At 71.6% G+C, this 16750-nt stretch carries 18 protein-coding genes; 8 read left to right on the top strand and 10 right to left on the bottom strand.

Annotated features, from left to right (window positions below):
* Nucleotides 1-138 precede the first annotated feature (138 nt).
* The 4 genes from CCN37_RS19715 to CCN37_RS19700 all read right to left on the bottom strand — a co-directional run bounded on the left by CCN37_RS19715 (nucleotide 139) and on the right by CCN37_RS19700 (nucleotide 4327).
* Nucleotides 139-1938, bottom strand: coding sequence for a DEAD/DEAH box helicase (locus CCN37_RS19715; RefSeq protein ID WP_246843157.1), 1800 nt, complete (start codon nucleotides 1936-1938; stop codon nucleotides 139-141).
* Between the two features lie 320 nt (nucleotides 1939-2258).
* Nucleotides 2259-2999, bottom strand: a complete 741-nt coding sequence (locus CCN37_RS19710) for an RIO1 family regulatory kinase/ATPase (protein ID WP_086823076.1) — start codon at nucleotides 2997-2999, stop codon at nucleotides 2259-2261.
* Nucleotides 3000-3109: 110 nt separating this feature from the next.
* Entirely contained in the window at nucleotides 3110-3850 is a 741-nt protein-coding gene (gene yaaA, locus CCN37_RS19705) for a peroxide stress protein YaaA (RefSeq protein ID WP_086823073.1), read from the bottom strand.
* A gap of 114 nt (nucleotides 3851-3964) precedes the next feature.
* The gene (locus CCN37_RS19700) at nucleotides 3965-4327 is read right to left on the bottom strand and encodes a VOC family protein (RefSeq protein WP_086823070.1); all 363 of its coding nucleotides are present in this window, start codon (nucleotides 4325-4327) and stop codon (nucleotides 3965-3967) included.
* A gap of 82 nt (nucleotides 4328-4409) precedes the next feature.
* On the opposite strand from CCN37_RS19700, the gene CCN37_RS19695 reads away from it, so the two are divergent.
* On the top strand, nucleotides 4410-6158 hold the full coding sequence (locus tag CCN37_RS19695) for a proline--tRNA ligase (protein WP_086823068.1): 1749 nt from the start codon (nucleotides 4410-4412) through the stop codon (nucleotides 6156-6158).
* A 398-nt stretch (nucleotides 6159-6556) separates the two neighbouring features.
* Entirely contained in the window at nucleotides 6557-8431 is a 1875-nt protein-coding gene (locus CCN37_RS19690) for a Xaa-Pro dipeptidyl-peptidase (RefSeq protein WP_086823065.1), read from the top strand.
* A gap of 3 nt (nucleotides 8432-8434) precedes the next feature.
* On the opposite strand, the gene CCN37_RS19685 is transcribed toward CCN37_RS19690, so the two are convergent.
* Genes CCN37_RS19685 through CCN37_RS19670 form a run of 4 tightly spaced genes read right to left on the bottom strand, consistent with a single transcriptional unit; the run spans nucleotide 8435 to nucleotide 11214 of the window.
* A complete protein-coding gene (locus CCN37_RS19685) occupies nucleotides 8435-9127 on the bottom strand; it encodes an HAD family hydrolase (protein ID WP_086823062.1) in 693 nt (230 codons plus the stop codon).
* Nucleotides 9124-10050 (bottom strand): hypothetical protein, encoded by a 927-nt coding sequence (locus tag CCN37_RS19680; protein ID WP_086823059.1) that lies wholly within the window; start codon nucleotides 10048-10050, stop codon nucleotides 9124-9126. The genes CCN37_RS19685 and CCN37_RS19680 overlap by 4 nt, the downstream gene beginning before the upstream one ends.
* 39 nt (nucleotides 10051-10089) lie before the next feature.
* Nucleotides 10090-10785 (bottom strand): hypothetical protein, encoded by a 696-nt coding sequence (locus tag CCN37_RS19675; RefSeq protein WP_086823057.1) that lies wholly within the window; start codon nucleotides 10783-10785, stop codon nucleotides 10090-10092.
* Nucleotides 10786-10803: 18 nt separating this feature from the next.
* Nucleotides 10804-11214, bottom strand: coding sequence for a YjbQ family protein (locus CCN37_RS19670; RefSeq protein ID WP_086823054.1), 411 nt, complete (start codon nucleotides 11212-11214; stop codon nucleotides 10804-10806).
* Between the two features lie 51 nt (nucleotides 11215-11265).
* Between CCN37_RS19670 and CCN37_RS19665 the strand changes: the two genes are divergently transcribed.
* Nucleotides 11266-12300: an aminotransferase class V-fold PLP-dependent enzyme gene (locus CCN37_RS19665; protein ID WP_086823050.1), complete on the top strand. Its 1035-nt coding sequence runs from the start codon at nucleotides 11266-11268 to the stop codon at nucleotides 12298-12300.
* A gap of 193 nt (nucleotides 12301-12493) precedes the next feature.
* Entirely contained in the window at nucleotides 12494-13210 is a 717-nt protein-coding gene (locus tag CCN37_RS19660; RefSeq protein ID WP_168200747.1) for a hypothetical protein, read from the top strand.
* A gap of 6 nt (nucleotides 13211-13216) precedes the next feature.
* Here CCN37_RS19660 and CCN37_RS19655 read toward each other — a convergent pair whose 3' ends face one another.
* Nucleotides 13217-13684: a ferritin-like domain-containing protein gene (locus tag CCN37_RS19655; protein ID WP_086823044.1), complete on the bottom strand. Its 468-nt coding sequence runs from the start codon at nucleotides 13682-13684 to the stop codon at nucleotides 13217-13219.
* Nucleotides 13684-14172 carry a hypothetical protein gene (locus tag CCN37_RS19650; RefSeq protein WP_143261691.1) on the bottom strand — a complete coding sequence of 163 codons (489 nt, stop codon included), beginning with the start codon at nucleotides 14170-14172 and terminating at the stop codon, nucleotides 13684-13686. The genes CCN37_RS19655 and CCN37_RS19650 overlap by 1 nt, the downstream gene beginning before the upstream one ends.
* Nucleotides 14173-14325: 153 nt before the next feature.
* Between CCN37_RS19650 and rimP the strand changes: the two genes are divergently transcribed.
* The 4 genes from rimP to CCN37_RS19630 all read left to right on the top strand — a co-directional run.
* The gene (gene rimP / locus CCN37_RS19645) at nucleotides 14326-14904 is read left to right on the top strand and encodes a ribosome maturation factor RimP (protein WP_086823039.1); all 579 of its coding nucleotides are present in this window, start codon (nucleotides 14326-14328) and stop codon (nucleotides 14902-14904) included.
* The gene (gene nusA, locus CCN37_RS19640) at nucleotides 14901-15923 is read left to right on the top strand and encodes a transcription termination factor NusA (protein ID WP_086823036.1); all 1023 of its coding nucleotides are present in this window, start codon (nucleotides 14901-14903) and stop codon (nucleotides 15921-15923) included. Before rimP ends, nusA begins: the two co-directional genes overlap by 4 nt.
* 92 nt (nucleotides 15924-16015) lie before the next feature.
* Nucleotides 16016-16348 carry a YlxR family protein gene (locus tag CCN37_RS19635; protein ID WP_086823033.1) on the top strand — a complete coding sequence of 111 codons (333 nt, stop codon included), beginning with the start codon at nucleotides 16016-16018 and terminating at the stop codon, nucleotides 16346-16348.
* A 78-nt stretch (nucleotides 16349-16426) separates the two neighbouring features.
* The coding region (locus CCN37_RS19630) for a translation initiation factor IF-2 N-terminal domain-containing protein (RefSeq protein ID WP_210408118.1) at nucleotides 16427-16750 on the top strand (324 nt) is incomplete at its 3' end.

Here is a 16750-nt window from a genome sequence, read left to right as displayed (position 1 = left end):
CAGCCCCCTTTTCGCGTTTTGGCTACTTGTTGTGATTGGGGAGCGCTCTCTTTCGCAACGCGTTGCCAAAACGCGAGAACCCCCGCCGCCCACGTTGAGTGCGTGGGGGCGGGGGTTCTGCGTGGGTGGAGCTAGGGGTTAGTGGGTGGGGGAGTTGAAGCGCTTGCGGCCCCCGGTGCCACGGTTCTGGCGGGCGGCGCGGTCACCACCGCGGTCCTCACGCGGACCGGCGGCGCGCTCGGGGCGGCGCCACTCGTCACGAGGAGCACGGCCGCTCGGGCGGTCGTCGGTGCGGAAGCCGCTGCGGGCCGGGCGGTCGTCGTTGGCACGGAAACCGCGCTCGTCCCGGCGGAAGCCGCCACGGTCGCCCTCGCCACGGTTGTCGTCCCGGCGGAAGCCGCCGCGCTCGCCACCGCGGTCGTCGGAGCGGAAGCCGCGGTCGCCGCCGCGGTCGTCCCGGCGGACGCCCTCGCCACGGTTGTCGTCGCGACGGAAGCCGCCTTCCCCACCGCGGTCGTCGCGGCGGAAACCACGCGGGCGGTCGCCGTCACGGGCGGGGCGACGGCCGAAGCGGCCACCGCGCTCGCCACCACCGGCACGGGCGGGACGCCGCTCGGGGCGCACGGCCTCGTCCGGCAGCTCGATGCCGCTGGGCTTCTGCGCGCCGGTGATCTCGTTCAGCTCGGTCCAGCCCGGGCGGACCCGGGTGATGGTCGGCTGCACGCCCGCCTTGGAGGTCATCGCCTGCACGGAGCGGCGCTGCGCCTGCAGCGCCAGCGTGACGACGACACCGGCCTGGCCGGCGCGAGCGGTGCGGCCCGCGCGGTGCAGGTAGTCCTTCGGGTCCAGCGGCGGGTCCACGTGCACGACCAGGCTCACGTCGTCGACGTGGATGCCACGGGCGGCGACGTTGGTGGCCACCAGGCAGGTGGTGACGCCGTCGCGGAAGTCGCCGAGGGTGCGGGTGCGCGCGCCCTGGGTCTTGCCGCCGTGCAGGCCGCCGGCCTTCACGCCGACGGAGCGCAGCTTCTTGGTCAGCCGGTCCACTCCGTGCTTGGTGCGGACGAACATGATGGTCCTGCCCTCGCGGGCACCCACCTCGGCGACGACGTCGAGCTTGTCGTCGTTGCTCATCAGCAGCACGTGGTGGTCCATCGTGGACACGCTCGCCGAGGACGGAGCGGTCGAGTGGGTCACCGGGTCGGTCAGGTAGCGCCGCACCAGCTGGTCGACGTCGCCGTCCAGGGTGGCGGAGAACAGCAGCGTCTGGCCGTTGGGCGCGACCTGGTCGAGCAGCTCGCGGACCTGGGGCAGGAAGCCCATGTCGGCCATCTGGTCGGCCTCGTCCAGCGCGGTGACCTGGACCTCGGCCAGCGAGCAGGTGCCCTGCCGGATGTGGTCGCTGAGGCGGCCGGGGGTGGCGATCAGCAGGTCGACCCCGCGCCGCAGCGCGGCGACCTGCTTCGGGAACGAGGTGCCGCCGACGACGATGTTGCAGCGCAGGCCGAGGCCCTCCGCCAGCTCACCGAGGGAGTCGCGGACCTGCATCGCAAGCTCGCGGGTGGGCACCAAGACCAGGCCGCGCGGCTGCAGCGGCTTGGTGCGGCCCTGGGAGAGGGCGACGAGCATCGGCAGGCCGAAGGCCAGGGTCTTGCCGGAGCCGGTCTGGCCGCGGCCGAGCAGGTCGCGCCCGGCGAGGGAGTCCGGCAGCGTGGCGGCCTGGATCGGGAAGGCGTCGACGATGCCGCGCTTGGCGAGGCGCTCGACGAGCACCTGCGGCAGGCCCAGCTCGGCGAAGGTCTTGGTTTCCGGGGTCTCGACGTCGGCGACGTCGGTGGCCTCCGGGGCGACCTGCGCCTCGACGGCGGCAGGGCTGGTCACCCGGTGGCGAGGCTTGCGCTGGGCGTGCTCGGTCCGGGCAGGTGAAACGATGGACACAGATCCTCCGAGACGTGGCACGTCTCGGGGACTCCCGCCGATCGATGAGGATCGCGAGACGGTCACAAGGACGGGCCCGGCGCTTGTGCGCCGTTGAGTGGTCAGGAGCACCACCTGGCCGGCCGGGCCGGCAGGCGCGATCTTCGCGCGACTGACGTGGTGCGCTGCCCAGTGTAGCTGGTCCGCGGATCGGCTCGGCGCCCGCGCGCCCCGCCACGGGAAACCGTTTCCCGTGGCGGGGACCATGATCAATTATTCGTGCAGGTCAGCGACGTGTCTCGCGACCTGCGACAAGAACGGGTGAGCTGGAGCACCCGGGTTCAGCACAGCCGGGCCTCGCGGCGCAGCAGCTCCTCCAGCCAGTCCGCGTCGGCCACGTCCTCCGGCAGCCCGCGCGCGACGAACCACGCGCAGGTGGTGCGCACGTCGCGCTGGAGGAAGTGCGCGCTCTGCGGGTTGGCGACGAGGTCGACGACCTGGGGCAGGTCGATCAGCACGAGCTGGTCCCCGTGCACGAGCAGGTTGAACGGGGAGAGGTCGCCGTGGGTGAGGCCCTCGGCGGCCATCAGCAGCATCGCCTCGACGAGCTGGAACCACAGCGCGCGCAGCGCGTCGGGCTCCGGCCGCAGCTGCGCGAGCCTCGGTGCCGCCGAGCCGTCGGGCTCGCCGACGAACTCCAGCAGCAGCTCCGTGCCCCGGTACTCCACGGGGTAGGGAACGGGGACGCCCGCCGACCACAGCCGGGTCAGCGCGGTGAACTCCGCTTTCGCCCACTGCTGCGAGATGACGTCGCGGCCGTAGCGGGTGCGGGTGGAGATGGCGCGGGTGTCCCGGGACTTGTTGGTCTTGCGGCCTTCGAGGTACCCGGCGTCGCGGTGGAACATCCGGTGCTCTGAGCTGCGGTAGCGCTTGGCCGCCAACAGGCAGCTCGCCCCGGAACCGGGGAGCGTGCGCTCGATGAGGTGGACGTCGGCTTCCTTGCCGGTCTTGAGAACCCCGAGCTCGTGATCGACTGCCGAGTCGTCAGTGATCAGCCAGGCGGGGAGGGCGTGCGATGGCACGGTGTGCGCTCCTACGGGAAAGGACGGACATGGCTGAGAAGTTCATGTCGCACCTCCTTGCTTCGTAGGGAGCGCCAGGATCGCCGACCGCGCCCGCGCGCGCAATCGAGTTAGTCGGTCAGCAGCTCCAGCTCGGTCTCGCCGGTGACCTCCAGGCTGAGCCCGGCCGCCCCGGCGATCTTGACGACGTCCTTGAGCGAGGCCGCTTCCTTGCGCGCGGAGCCGAGCACGCGCGCGAGGCGGCCCTTGTGCGCCTTGTTGAAGTGGCTGACCGTCTTGCGGCGCCCGGTGCCGTCGTCGGTGACCACGCGCACGGTCACCGCGCCCGGGACCTTGGCCAGCCCCGCGTAGGAGCCGGAGCGGAGATCGACGACCAGACCGTCCACTTCGGACAGTGCGGGTTCGAGAACGGGTTTCCACACGGCGCGCAACGGACCCACTGCGGCGAGCGTGCTTCCCGCCGAGAGCCGGTAGTACGGGATCTGGTCGGTCCCGCGCGCGAGTCCGAACAACGCGGAGGCGATGGCCAGCCGGGAGTCCGCGCGGGCGCGCTCGGCCTTGGTGAGCGTGCCGATGGCGAGCGCGTCGTAGAGCACACCGGTGTAGCGGGTGAGCGCGAGCATCGTCGGCGCGGTGTGCAGCTCCGCGTTGCGCCCGACCTCCTCGAGCTGGCGCTCGGAGATCCCGAGCGCGGCCATGCCGGCCGCGGGGTCCGCGGCGAGGTCGACGAGCGCGTCGACGAGCTTGCGGCGCACGGGGGTCAGGGCGGGGAAGGACAGCGCGTCCAGGTCGAGCGGTGGTCCGAACCCACCGAGGGCCTTCGTCTCCGACGGCGGCAGCAGCACGAGCACTCGCAGAGCCTAGAACCCCTCGTTGGCACGTACCCAATGTGGCATTTGTTTCGCGAGACGTACCCCATGCCACACTGGGTCGTTCAGTCCGCGCTGAGGAGGTTGAGGGCGGGGTCAGGTGGGCATCTCGGAGCGCTCGGAGACGCAGAACTCGTTGCCCTCGGGGTCGGTGAGCACCGTCCAGGTCAGCCCGGGGACGGTGAACTCGCCGCTGACCGAGGCGCCGAGCCCGACGAGGCGCTCGACCTCGGCGGGGCGGTCGTCCGCGCTGAGGTCCATGTGCACCCGGTTCTTGTCGCGCTTCGGCTCGTCGACGCGCTGGAGGCCGATCGCGGCGCCCCTGGCGTCCTTCGGCGCGAGGAAGACGAACTCGCCGAGGTCGGCGACGACGGTGAAGTCGAGCGCCTCGGTCCAGAACGCGGTGAGCTTCGCCGGGTCGGCGCAGTCGATGGTGATGCAGGCGATGTTGAGTCCCATGCGACCGCACGGTAGACGCGCCGACCGACATCCGGGAGCCCGTCGTTAGGCTGCTCGATCCACAGAAGAAGGAGTTCAGCCAGTGCTCACCAGGATGTCGTCGCTGTTCCTGCGGACCCTGCGTGAGGACCCGGCCGACGCGGAGGTGCCCAGCCACAAGCTGCTCGTGCGCGCCGGGTACGTCCGCCGCGTCGCCCCGGGCGTGTACTCCTGGCTGCCACTGGGCTGGCGCGTGCTGCGCAACGTCGAGCGGGTCGTGCGCGAGGAGATGGACGCGATCGGCGCGCAGGAGGTCCACTTCCCCGCGCTGCTGCCGCGCGAGGCCTACGAGAGCACCGGCCGCTGGACCGAGTACGGCGACACGCTGTTCCGGCTCAAGGACCGCAGAGGAGCCGACTACCTGCTCGGGCCGACGCACGAGGAGCTGTTCACCCTGATGGTCAAGGGTGAGTTCAGCTCCTACAAGGACTACCCGGTCGTGCTCTACCAGATCCAGAACAAGTACCGGGACGAGGAGCGCCCCCGCGCGGGCATCCTGCGCGGCCGCGAGTTCGTCATGAAGGACTCCTACTCCTTCGACCTCACCGACGAGGGCCTGGCCAGCTCCTACCAGGCGCACCGCGACGCCTACATCCGGATCTTCCAGCGGCTGGGCGTCGAGTACCACATCGTTTCCGCCGTCTCGGGCGCGATGGGCGGCTCCGCGAGCGAGGAGTTCCTGGCCCCCGCCGAGGTCGGCGAGGACACCTACGTGCGCTGCCTGGAGAGCGGCTACGCGGCCAACGTCGAGGCCGTGACCACGCCGGTCCCGCCCGCGCGCCCGCTGGAGGGCCTGCCCGCCGCGCAGGTGCACCACACGCCGGGCACCCCGACGATCGAGACGCTGGTCGCCTTCCTCAACGGCGCCGGGCTCGGCCGGGAGTTCACCGGCGCGGACACGCTGAAGAACGTGCTCGTCAAGACCCGCGTGCCCGGCGAGAAGGAGTGGACGCTGCTGGCGATCGGCCTGCCGGGCGACCGCGAGGTGGACCTCAAGCGCGTGGAGGCCGGGCTCGCGCCCGCCGAGGTCGCGCTGGTCGAGGAGGCCGACTTCAAGGCCAACCCGTGGCTGGTCAAGGGCTACATCGGCCCGAAGGCGCTGCAGGACAACGGGGTTCGTTACCTCGTCGACCCGCGCGTTGTCACCGGGACCGCGTGGGTGACCGGTGCCGACAAGGCCCACCACCACGTCGTGGACCTGGTCGCGGGCCGCGACTTCACCCCGGACGGCACGATCGAGGCCGCCGAGGTGCGCGAGGGCGACGAGTCCCCCGACGGCGGCGGCACGCTCGTCATGGCGCGCGGCATCGAGATCGGCCACATCTTCCAGCTCGGCCGCAAGTACGCCGACGCCTTCGGCCTCGACGCGCTCGGCCCGGACAGCAAGCCCGTGCGCATCACCATGGGCTCCTACGGCATCGGTGTCTCGCGGGCGCTCGCCGTCATCGCTGAGCAGCGCGCCGACGACAAGGGCCTGGTGTGGCCGCGCGAGATCGCTCCCGCCGACGTGCATGTGGTCGTCGCGGGCAAGGACGACGCCGTGCGCGAGGGCGGGGAGCGGATCGCCGCCGAGCTGGACGCGGCGGGTGTCCGGGTGCTGCTCGACGACCGCAAGGCTTCGCCCGGCGTGAAGTTCGCCGACGCCGAACTCGTTGGTGTGCCGACGATCCTCGTGGTCGGTCGCGGCCTGGCCGCCGGCGTGGTCGAGGTCAAGGACCGCGCAACCGGTGAGCGCGTCGAGGTCGGCGTGGACCAGGTCGTCGCCCATCTCGTTGACCTCTGCCGGAACTGATCTTTGCCGGAGCGGGGTTCACCAGTCTTCACGACCGGCGAACGCCCGTTCCGGACGTCTTCGACAGCCGCGAACCCCTCGGGGTCTGCGGCTGTTGGCGGTGCCGGGGTGCGGGTCTTGAAGACTGTGGAACCTGGCGTGGTGGGTGGCTGACCAGGTGGGGCTGGGCGTGATGCGCCACCGGGCGCTGGGATTGCGAGGGGGCATGCCTGCCGGACGCGGTCGATCGCGAGGCCGGGCGCGGCGTGACAAGCAGTGAACTCCAGGTTGGCGGCCGGATGGCGGAGCGGGTGTGAATATCTCCCGCCGTTGGTCGCTTTCGCGCGGGCGCGGGGACCCGGTTGCCTGGTTCTCGTGGCCCACCCGAACCCTGCTGGGTGGGCGCCCAGGAGGACAGCATGCGACACCTGCGCAGATCGATCGCGCTCTTGACCGGGTTGGCGGCCGCGGCGGCGGCGACCCTGGCGGGGGTTCCCGCCCTCGCCCAGCCCGCCAGCAACGTGGTCGACAACGAGACCAAGCCGATCTACTCCTACGCGGAGGCGATCCGGGAGACCGTCCACATCGAGTCCAAGATCGACAGTGACTCCGACGGCAAGCCCGACCGCATCACCGCCGACGTGATGCGGCCCAAGGAGACGAACTCCGGGCTGAAGTCGGCCACGGTCATGGAGGCCAGCCCCTACTACTCGGCGGCGGCAGCGGCGCGAGCCCGTGGCGGCGACGAGAACTTCCTGCCGGGAGCCGCCCCGCGCGGTTTCGGCCGGTGGTACGACGAGTTCTTCGTGCCGCGCGGCTACGCGGTGGTCGAGGTCGAGATGCAGGGCACGGCCCGCTCGCAGGGCTGCCCGACCACGGGTGACTCCGAGGACACCTCCTCCATCGAAGCCTCGGTGGACTGGCTCAACGGCCGCGCGAAGGCCTTCTACGCCGACGGCAAGCCCGCTGTGGCCTCGTGGAGCACGGGCGCGGTCGGCATGCTCGGCGTCTCCTACAACGGCACGCTGCCCAACGCCCTGGCGGCGCGCGGTGTGGACGGCCTCAAGACGATCGTGCCGATCGCGGCGATCTCCAGCTGGTACGACTACACCCGTGACCAGGGCATCGGCTACCAGGGCGCGTGGGGCAACCGCTACCCGGAGTGGCTGGCGAACTACGTGATCAGCCCGGCGGCCAAGGCGAAGTGCGCCGCCTTCGTGAAATCGCTCGGCGATCGAGCTAACGACGACACCTACGACTACACCAAGTTCTGGGCCGAGCGGGACTACCGCCCGGACGCGGCGAAGGTGAAGGCGTCGGTGTTCGTGGTGCACGGCCAGGAGGACTGGAACGTCAAGCCGGGTCACTTCTCCAAGTGGTGGTACGAGCTGCAGAAGCTCGACGTGCCGCGCAAGATCTGGCTGCACCGAGGCGCGCACAGCGACCCGATCGGCATCCGCAAGGCCGAGTGGGAGGGCGTCATGCACCGGTGGATGGACCACTGGCTGCTGGGCCTGCAGAACGGCGTGATGGCCGAGCCGATGGCCGACATCCAGCGGCCGGACGGCGCCTGGGAGACCCACGCGAGCTGGCCGGACGCGGCGGCGAAGAAGGCGAAGCTGTTCCTCGGCGCCGGTGGCCAGGGCGAGCCGGGCGCGCTCAAGCCGCAGCCCGTCGCGGACCCGGCCAAGCAGGTGATCACCGACCTGAAGACGCAGTCGGAGTCCGCGGCGGCCGGTGACCCGGAGCTGGCCAAGGCCAACCGCCTCGCCTACCTGACCGCGCCGTTGCTGGAGGCCGTCCGGCTCTCCGGGACGGCGTCGGTGAGCGTCAACGCCAGCGCGGACACCACGAGCGCCCCGCTGACCGCGCTGCTGGTCGACTACGGTCAGGCCACGCGCACCGAGGCGCTGGGCAAGTCGCCGATCGAGCTGATGACCGACTCGTGCGAGCAGGCGGACCTCCGCCGGCGCACCGGCTGCGCGGCCCCGCCCGTCGAGGTCACCGCGGCGACGCCGTACAAGGTGATCACCCGGGGCTCGATCGACATGAAGAACCACCAGTCGCTCAGCCAGGGCCAGGACCTCGTGCCGGGCCGGACCTACAACGTCACGTGGGAGCTGCACCCGAAGGACTACGTGTTCCCGGCCGGGCACCGCATCGGCCTCGTCCTGGTGCAGAACCTGCCGAGCTACATCACGCCTGACGCCAAGGCGAACAAGGTGGAGATCACGCTCGCGCCGAGCAGCCTGGAGCTCCCGATCGTCGGGGGCGTTCGCTCGATCAAGTTCTAGGAGCTAGCCGAGGAGTTCGAGCACGGCCGCGGTGTCGGCGAGGTCCGTGAGGACCACGTCGGCCCCGGCCGCGCTCAGCTCCGAAGCACTGCTGTGGCCCGTCGCCACGCCGACCGCGACCGCGCCGTGCTGGCGCGCGGCGGTGATGTCGTGCGGGCTGTCACCGAAGACGATCACGGCGTCGGCCGCGAAACCGTTGGTGTGCCTGGTGGTCGCGGCTTCGACGGCCGCGGCCACCAGATCGGCTCGCACCAGTGACGCGTCGCCGTAGCCGCCGATCGCCAGGTCCAACCGCCGGTCGAGCCCGAAGGCGCCGAGCTTGTGCTTGGCGATCTCCACCAGGTTCCCCGTGACCAGGCCCTGCACCACGTCCGCGCGCAGCGCCAGCGCCTCCAGCGCCTCGACGGCCCCCGGCAGCGCGCGCCCGCGCACGGGCAGCACGTCCAGATCGGCCTCCACCGCTTCGGTGAGCGCGGCGAACAGTCCGCGCACCGAGGCGTCGTCGGTCGGCAACCCGTGTGCCGCAAGGATCTCCGTGCTGATCCAGCGCTCCGTGCGGCCCGCGGTCGGCGGTTCGTGCACCAGCTCGGTCCCGGTCGCGGTGGCCAGCGCGCGGCGGTACCAGTGCATCCCGAGGCCGCGCAGCTCGACCAGCGTGAGGTCGATGTCCCACAGCACCAAGCGCGTCGGGCTCACTGCGTCGCGACGCGGAAGCTGTCGACGATCTTGTTCAGCTCGTCGTCGGTCGCGGTCGGCGCCGACTCCTGCCCGGCGACCGCCGCGGTGTCGGCGTTGGCCACCATGACGATCGCGCTGTCCTCCTTCAGCAGGTGCACGATCGCGATCACCTTGCCGGAGGCGGCCATGCACGGCTCACCGGGCGCGGTGGTCGCCGTCGCCTCCACCACGACGCCGTTGACGCCTTGGCGCTGCACCGGTTTCGGCTGGCCGAGCGCCACCTGCGGAGTCTGCGTCTTGCCGTCCTTGGTGAACCGGTAGAAGGAGTTCGCGAACCCCTTGGCGTAGTCGGCGGCGATCGTGCCCGTCTCCAGCGCGGGGCCGCCCTCCTTCGGCTTGAGCGCCACCATGCCGGTCACCCCGCGCGAGTAGGTCCCGCCACCGCACTGGTAGGAGCCCAGCTTCGAGAGGTTGCTGATGCCCGGGTTCCCGAGCATCTCGCGCTTGTCGGCTGGAGCGCTCGGCTTCCACGCCGGGGGCACCTCGTACATCAGCTTGGTGATCGAGTTGGCCACGACCTGCCAGCCAGGGTTCTTCGCGGCCTCGCGCACCGGCTCCGGCGGCTTCGCGATCTCCTTCGAGGAGGTTGTCGGGCCGGGAGGCGGTGTGGGCGCGGCTTGCGGACTCTTGCCGTTGGTCAGCAGCACGACGGTGACCACGACCGCGGCGACCAGCACGACGCCCAGACCGCTGAAGAGGATGGCCTTGGTGTGCTTGCCCTTCTTCTTCTGCGGCTTCTGGTCGAACGCGCCGAGCCCGCCGTAGCCGCCCTGGCCGAAGCCGCCGTACTGCGGTTGCTGCTGCTGCTGCTGAGGGGCGGGCTGGCCCCACTGCTGCGGCTGCTGTCCCTGCTGGTCCTGTCCACCACCTGGCCACGTCACGGCAGCGACGGTACCCCCAGGGCACGCGGCGCGGGCAAGTCAGCTCGCCACCCGGACGGACTCCAGAATCCTGCGGACGTCCTCCGCGCTCGGTGAGAACTGCGCGTCCTTGCCGTCCTCGGGCACCTCGATCTTGACGGCGACGGTGCCGTTGGGCGCCGCGAGCGCGAGCACCGTGATCCGCGCTTTGCTTGCGCGGCAAGGGTTCTGCGCGGTGGAGGAGACCTCGGCGACCACGGTGGCCCCGGTCAGGCCGTCGATGGTGGTCGGGGTCGGGGCGCCGAGCTCGACGGTGGGGGAGGGGTAGCCGGCCCTCGCGGCGCCCTCGGCGACCGCGCCGGCGACGATCGCCGGATCGTCCCGCCGGGTCATGCGCCCGGAACCGATCTCGCCGCGGACGAACTCGGCGCCGTCGCACTGGAAGGGCCGCGCGGCCGCGAGCCCGCTCAGCGACACCACTCCGCCGGGCCTGGCCATCCTGGAGCCGCCGATCGCCCAGGAACCCGGCACCTCGTAGACCAGTCCGGCATCGTCGTTGACGATGACCTGCCAGCCGGTGTTGCGCGCGGGCGGCAGCGGTTTGGTGGTCGCCGGGGGCTGGGTGGTCTTCTCCGGAGGAGGCGCGGGCGCGCTGGTGGTGCTGCTCGACGTGCTCCGCCCGCCGCCGCGCGAGAGCAGCAGCACGGCCGCGGCGCCCCCGCCAACGACGATCACGAGCAGCAGCGCGGTGATCACCGCGTTCCTCCGCACGGCTCAGCCCGCGAGGAAGCTGAGCCGGACGCTGCGGACGGGGTTGTCGCGGTTGGTGTCGACCAGGCACACCGACTGCCACGTGCCCAGCGCCATCCGCCCGCCGAGGACCGGGACCGTCGCGTGCGGTGGGACCAGCGCGGGCAGCACGTGGTCGCGGCCGTGTCCCTTGGAGCCGTGGCGGTGCCGCCAGCGGTCGTCAGCGGGCAGCAGGTCGCGCAGCGCGGCGAGCAGGTCGTCGTCGCTGCCCGCACCGGTCTCCAGGACGGCGAGGCCCGCCGTCGCGTGCGGCACCCACACGTGCAGCAGCCCGTCCGCGCCGCCCACCCCGGCCAGGAACCTCTCGCACTCCGCCGTCAGGTCGTAGACGACCTCGACGGAGCCGGTCCTGATCTCGATCACCTCGGAACGCATGTCCCTCAAAGTAGTCCGAAAACCGCTGGAGCTGTGCATACGCTCAGACACATGCGCCTTGCCTTCGGAGCGGAGTTCGACGTCCCCGCCGGTTACCTCAACACGCCGAGCATCGGTGTCCCGCCCCAATCGACCGTCGACGCCGTGCGCGAGTCGGTCCAGCGGTGGGGAGCGGGTGCCGACCACCCCGCCGACTTCGACGGGCGCGTGCTGCGCGCGCGGACCGCCTTCGCCTCGCTGGTCGGCTTCGACGCGGAGGACGTCGCGGCCGGGGCGAGCGGCTCCCAGCTCGTCGGCATCGTCGCCGCGAGCGTGCCGGACGGCAGCCGCGTGCTCACCGCGGCCGGTGAGTTCACCAGCCTGACGTTTCCCTTTGCCGCGCAAGCACATCGCGGGGTCAAGGTGACCGAGGTCGACCTCAGCGAGCTTCCGTCCTCTGTGGACGGTCACGATGTCGTCGCGGTGAGCGTGGTGCAGTCGGCCAACGGCGAGCAGGTCGATCTGGAAGCGCTGCGCGAGGCCGCCGCCCGCTCCGGCGCCCGCGTGCTGCTGGACGCCACGCAGGCAGCTGGCTGGACGCCGCTCGACCTGGGGTGGGCGGACTGGGTGGTGGCCGCCGCCTACAAGTGGCTGCTCTGCCCGCGCGGAGCCGCCTGGCTGGCCGTGCGGCCCGACGCGCTGGAGGAGCTCGTCGTGCACTCGGCCAACTGGTACGCGGGCGAGGACCCGTGGCAGTCGATCTACGGCTTGCCGTTGCGGTTGGCGCGCGCCGCCCGGCGGCTCGACCTCTCTCCGGTGTGGTTGGCGCAGGTCGGCGGCGCGGCGTCGCTGGAGTTCCTGACCAGCCTGGACCTGGCCGAGGTGCGCGCGCACTGCGTCGGACTGGCCGATGGGCTGCTCGCCGAGCTGGACCTGCCCCCGGCCGGGTCGGCGATCGTCTCCCTGGAGCTGTCCGAGGAGCAGAACCGGCGGCTCGCCGAGGCAGGGGTGAAGTCGGCCTCCCGCGCCGGGCGGACGCGGCTCGGCTTCCACCTGTACAACTCGGCGGAGGACGTCGAGCTGGTGCTGCGGGCGATCAGGCTTTGATCCTGCGTGAATCCCCAACGGGTGGAATTGTCGTGACTGTGACCATCTGTCCGTTACCGCTGTTCACGCGGACAGGTGAACGCCAAGGCTGGCGCAGGCCACTCTCAAGGTTGTAGGGACGCGTCGCGTTTCCTCCGGGAGACCGTTACCGTGAGCCATCGTGTCGGATCTGCGCTCATCGGACGGACAGGTGATGACGCGAGTGGAGCCCGAGTGGGACACCTCGCCCCTGGCCGAGCCCACCCCAGCTCCCCGGCCGAGGGCCGCGTCCCCGGCCGAGGAGCCGCCCGCGCAGCGCCCGTCCCCGCCCAGCACCGCCGACCGCGTCGCCGCGCTCGTCGCCGACCGCTCGCGCAGGGGCTGGCTGATCAAGGGCGGGGTGCTCGCGGCGGTCGCGCTGCTCTCCGGCACGTTGTGGAGCGCCAGCGACGGCACGGTCAGGGGAGAGGCCGCGCTCCCGTCCGACCCGCCGCAGCTCGTCTACGAGGAGCACGTCACCGTCGCCGACAAGGACTGCGCCGCGCACGCCTACGACGACACGCAGCAGTTCCTCCGCAAGACGCCGTGCGAGCGCATGCTCCGCCTGCTGTTCGCCACCAAGGCCAAGGACGGCTCTCCGGTCGTGGTCTCCCTCGCGCTGGTCACGATGTCCAACGTCAACGACGCCACAGCACTGGAGACGCTCACCAAGTCCGACAAGACCGGCAACGTCAACGACCTCATCCGGGAGAACCGCAACGTGCCCGGCGGGCCCGCGCAGTTCAAGGACGCGGGCTACGCCTCGGCCGTCGAGGGCACCACGGTGCTGATCGCGGAGTCGGACTTCTACAACCACACGCGCAAGGACGTCGACCTGCTGCAGGAAGTCAGCACGGACGCGCTCCGCGTGGGGCGCGCCATCAACACCTGACGGGCTCTACTGGCGCCCGGGGAACGCGGTCGTCGCCGGGGTCTGCCCAGCCATCTTGCGCCAGCGCGCGGTGCGCACGGCCGAGGCCGTCAAACCCTCCATTGCCGTGCGCCGCAACGACTCCTCTGCCGGTTCCGAGCGTTCGAGCACGCCGTGCCACGCAGCCGCCGCGTCGGTCTCCGCCGCGGCCAGCAGGCCGGCCGCGCTCGCCTGGTTCGTCACCGGCTGTGGCGGTTGGTAGGCGGGCTCAGCGGGAACCGGTGTCGCCCCCGCGTCGCGCAACAACCGCTCCACGGCGTCGCGCCGCGCACGGTGCGCCGTCTCGCCCTCGCGGATCGACGCGTCCGCGGACGAGGGCAGGAACGCCGACGCCAAGCCGTAGGCCCACTCGGCGGCGTGCTCGGCGGCCAGCGCCTGCTGCACCGCGTTCACCGTCTCCTGCGACGGCGGGTTCTTCTGCGCACGGAACAACATCAGGCCAGCACCTCCCGCAGGCACGCACAGCTCGCCGCGACCGAGCCGACCAGGCCCGCGCGGTGCTTCGGCAGCGACGGCACCAGCTCCGCCGCGCGCTTCTCCCCGGTCGCCAACGCCTCCTTCAAGGCGCTCAGCGCGGCCGAAGCCTGCTGCGGCGCGCTGGGAGCCGGTGCGGGCGGCGGAGTCGCTGTCGCGCTCACGCGCGCGGGACGGGCCCGGTTCAGCTCCTTCTCGAACGCGCCGTGGTGTGCGCGCCGGTCCGCCGCGACAGCGTCGGCCTTCGCCGCGAGCGAGGGGTGCGCCGTCGCGACCGCCTTGGCCAGCTCGGCGTCCGAGCGCGCTTGTGCGGCGAGCTCCTCCAACGCGTCGGGCTTGTCCGGCGTCGGCTCACCGGTGCAGGCGCTCAGCGGCAGCGCCACCGCGCCCGCGAGCCCCGCGCGCAGGAAACCGCGGCGGGAATGTCCTGAGGAGTTTCCTGAGACCACGAGCGCCCATCCTGCCAGGCTCCCTCGATTGGGCGGCGATCACGGATACGTGCTCGCGCGGGGCGAGGAGCTACGCTGTGCGACCGGACCGGTGCGGCGTTCGCGCACCGGCCGATTTCGTGGTTCAACTTCAAGAGCTAGGGAGCCCGACAGGTGTCCAGCAGGCAGCACGGGGGGCCTGGTCCTCGGGACCAGCTCACCGCGCAGCTCGAACCCATCGTGGACGACGCCGTCCGCGCAGCGGGGTTCGAGTTGGAGCAACTCGACGTGCGGTCGGCGGGCCGCCGACGGGTTCTGCGCGTCGTCGTCGACTCCGAGCGCGGGGTGAACCTGGACGAGGTGGCCGAGGCCTCCCGTTCGGTCGCCGAGGCGCTCGACGCGCGCGAGGACGTGCTCAAGGACGCCTACACCCTGGAGGTCTCCTCGCGCGGCCTCGACGCGCCGCTGACCAAGGCCCGGCACTGGCGGCAGACCCGCCTGCGGCTGGCCAAGGTCCGCCTGTCCGACGGCTCCGAGTTCGTCGGCCGGGTCGGCGACGCCGATGACGAGGGCGTCCAGCTGCTCGTCGGCGGGGCGCTGCGGCGCGTCGTCTACACCGACGTCGCCGGCGCCAAGGTCGAGATCGAGTTCAACGCGCCCCCCGCCAAGGAACTGGCGGCGCTGGGCGCAGACGCGAACGACACAGACACAGACGCAGACACGAACGACACAACGGAGGAGGAGTCGAAATGAACGTGGACATCGCCGCGCTCCGGGCGATCGAGCGCGAAAAGGAGATCCCCTTCGAGACGGTGCTCGGGGCGATCGAGACCGCGCTGCTGACCGCTTACAAGCACACCGACGGTCACTTCCAGCACGCGCGCGTGGAGATCGACCGCAAGACCGGCATCGTGCGGGTGCTCGCCCAGGACGTCCAGCCCGACGGCGTGGTCGCCGACGAGTGGGACGACACCCCCGAGGGCTTCGGCCGCATCGCCGCGACCACCGCGCGCCAGGTCATCCTGCAGCGCCTGCGCGACGCCGAGCACGAGCGCACCTTCGGCGAGTTCGCCACCAAGGAGGGCGAGATCCTCGCCGGCGTCGTGCAGCGCGACGCCCGCGCCAACTCGCGCGGCATGGTGGTCGTCAAGGTCGGCGACATCGAGGGCGTGATCCCGCCCGCCGAGCAGGTGCCCGGCGAGACCTACACCCACGGCATGCGCCTCAAGTGCTACGTGGTCACCGTGTCCAGGGCGGCGCGGGGCACCCAGGTGACCCTGTCCAGGACGCACCCCGGCCTGGTGAAGAAGCTCTTCGCGCTGGAGGTCCCGGAGATCGCCGACGGCACCGTGGAGATCGCGGCCGTCGCGCGCGAGGGCGGGCACCGCACCAAGATCGCGGTCCGCTCCACCGTGCACGGCGTGAACGCCAAGGGCGCGTGCATCGGCCCGATGGGCGCGCGCGTGCGCAACGTGATGAGCGAGCTGGCCGGCGAGAAGATCGACATCGTCGACCACGCCGACGACCCGGCGAGCTTCGTCGGCAACGCGCTCTCGCCCGCCAAGGTCATCTCGGTGACCGTGGTGGACGAGCGCGCCAAGACCGCGCGCGTGGTGGTCCCGGACTTCCAGCTCTCGCTGGCCATCGGCAAGGAGGGCCAGAACGCCCGCCTCGCCGCGCGGCTCACCGGCTGGCGGATCGACATCCGCAGCGACGCCGCTCCGGACACGCCGAGCGCCCCGGGAGCGGCCTCGGCGGGGGCCGCCGAGTAGGTGTCGGCAAGATCTCCGGGCGCCGGTGAACAACCGGTTCGCCCTAGGCGTTAGACTCATGAGTGGTTCAGGGCGCCGGGGAACGGAATCCAATGCACACGTCTGCTGTTCGAACGTGTGTCGGGTGCCGCACCCGGGCGCTCGCCGCTGAGCTTCTGCGCGTGGTGGTCTCGGACGACTCCGTCGTTCCCGATCCCCGGCGTCGGCTCCCGGGACGGGGCGCCTGGTTGCACCCCGATCCCGAGTGCCTTCGCCTCGCCGAACGGCGCAGGGCGTTCCCGCGAGCACTGCGCTTCGCCGGCCCGCTCGACACCGCCCCGGTCGGTTTCCACCTCGGCACGGCAGCCCGGCTCTCGACCGACGAGGGAACCTCCCCGTCGCGCAATACGAAGGAAGCAGGTCGACCGATCATGAATCAGCCGTGAAGCTGAAGACATGAACGCGCTTCGACGGTAGGACGAGGTCGTGCGGGCTTGCCGCTCGGCCTCCCAGTGAGGAGACAAGTGGCAGGCAAGGCCCGTGTGCACGAGCTCGCGAAGGAGCTCGGTGTCACCAGCAAGGACGTGCTGAACAAGCTCAAGGAGCTTGGTGAGTTCGTGAAGTCGGCGTCCTCCACCGTGGAGGCCCCGGTCGCCCGCAAGCTGCGGGACTCCTACCCGGGCGGCAAGGCGGACAAGCGTCCGTCCGCGCCCAGGCCCGGACCCCCGGCTCCCAAGCCCGGCCCGGCACCGCAGTCCGGTGCCCAGGCCCCCAAGCCCGCGACCCCCTCGGTGTCCGCGGCTCCGTCGGCGCCCGCGGCGTCGTCTTCGTCGTCCTCTTCGGAGACC

The sequence above is a fragment of the Allokutzneria sp. NRRL B-24872 genome (assembly GCF_002155965.1).
Classification (GTDB): Bacteria; Actinomycetota; Actinomycetes; order Mycobacteriales; family Pseudonocardiaceae; genus Allokutzneria.
The sequence above is the reverse complement of the archived record's forward strand: the minus strand, read 5'-3'. Positions and strand labels throughout refer to the sequence as shown.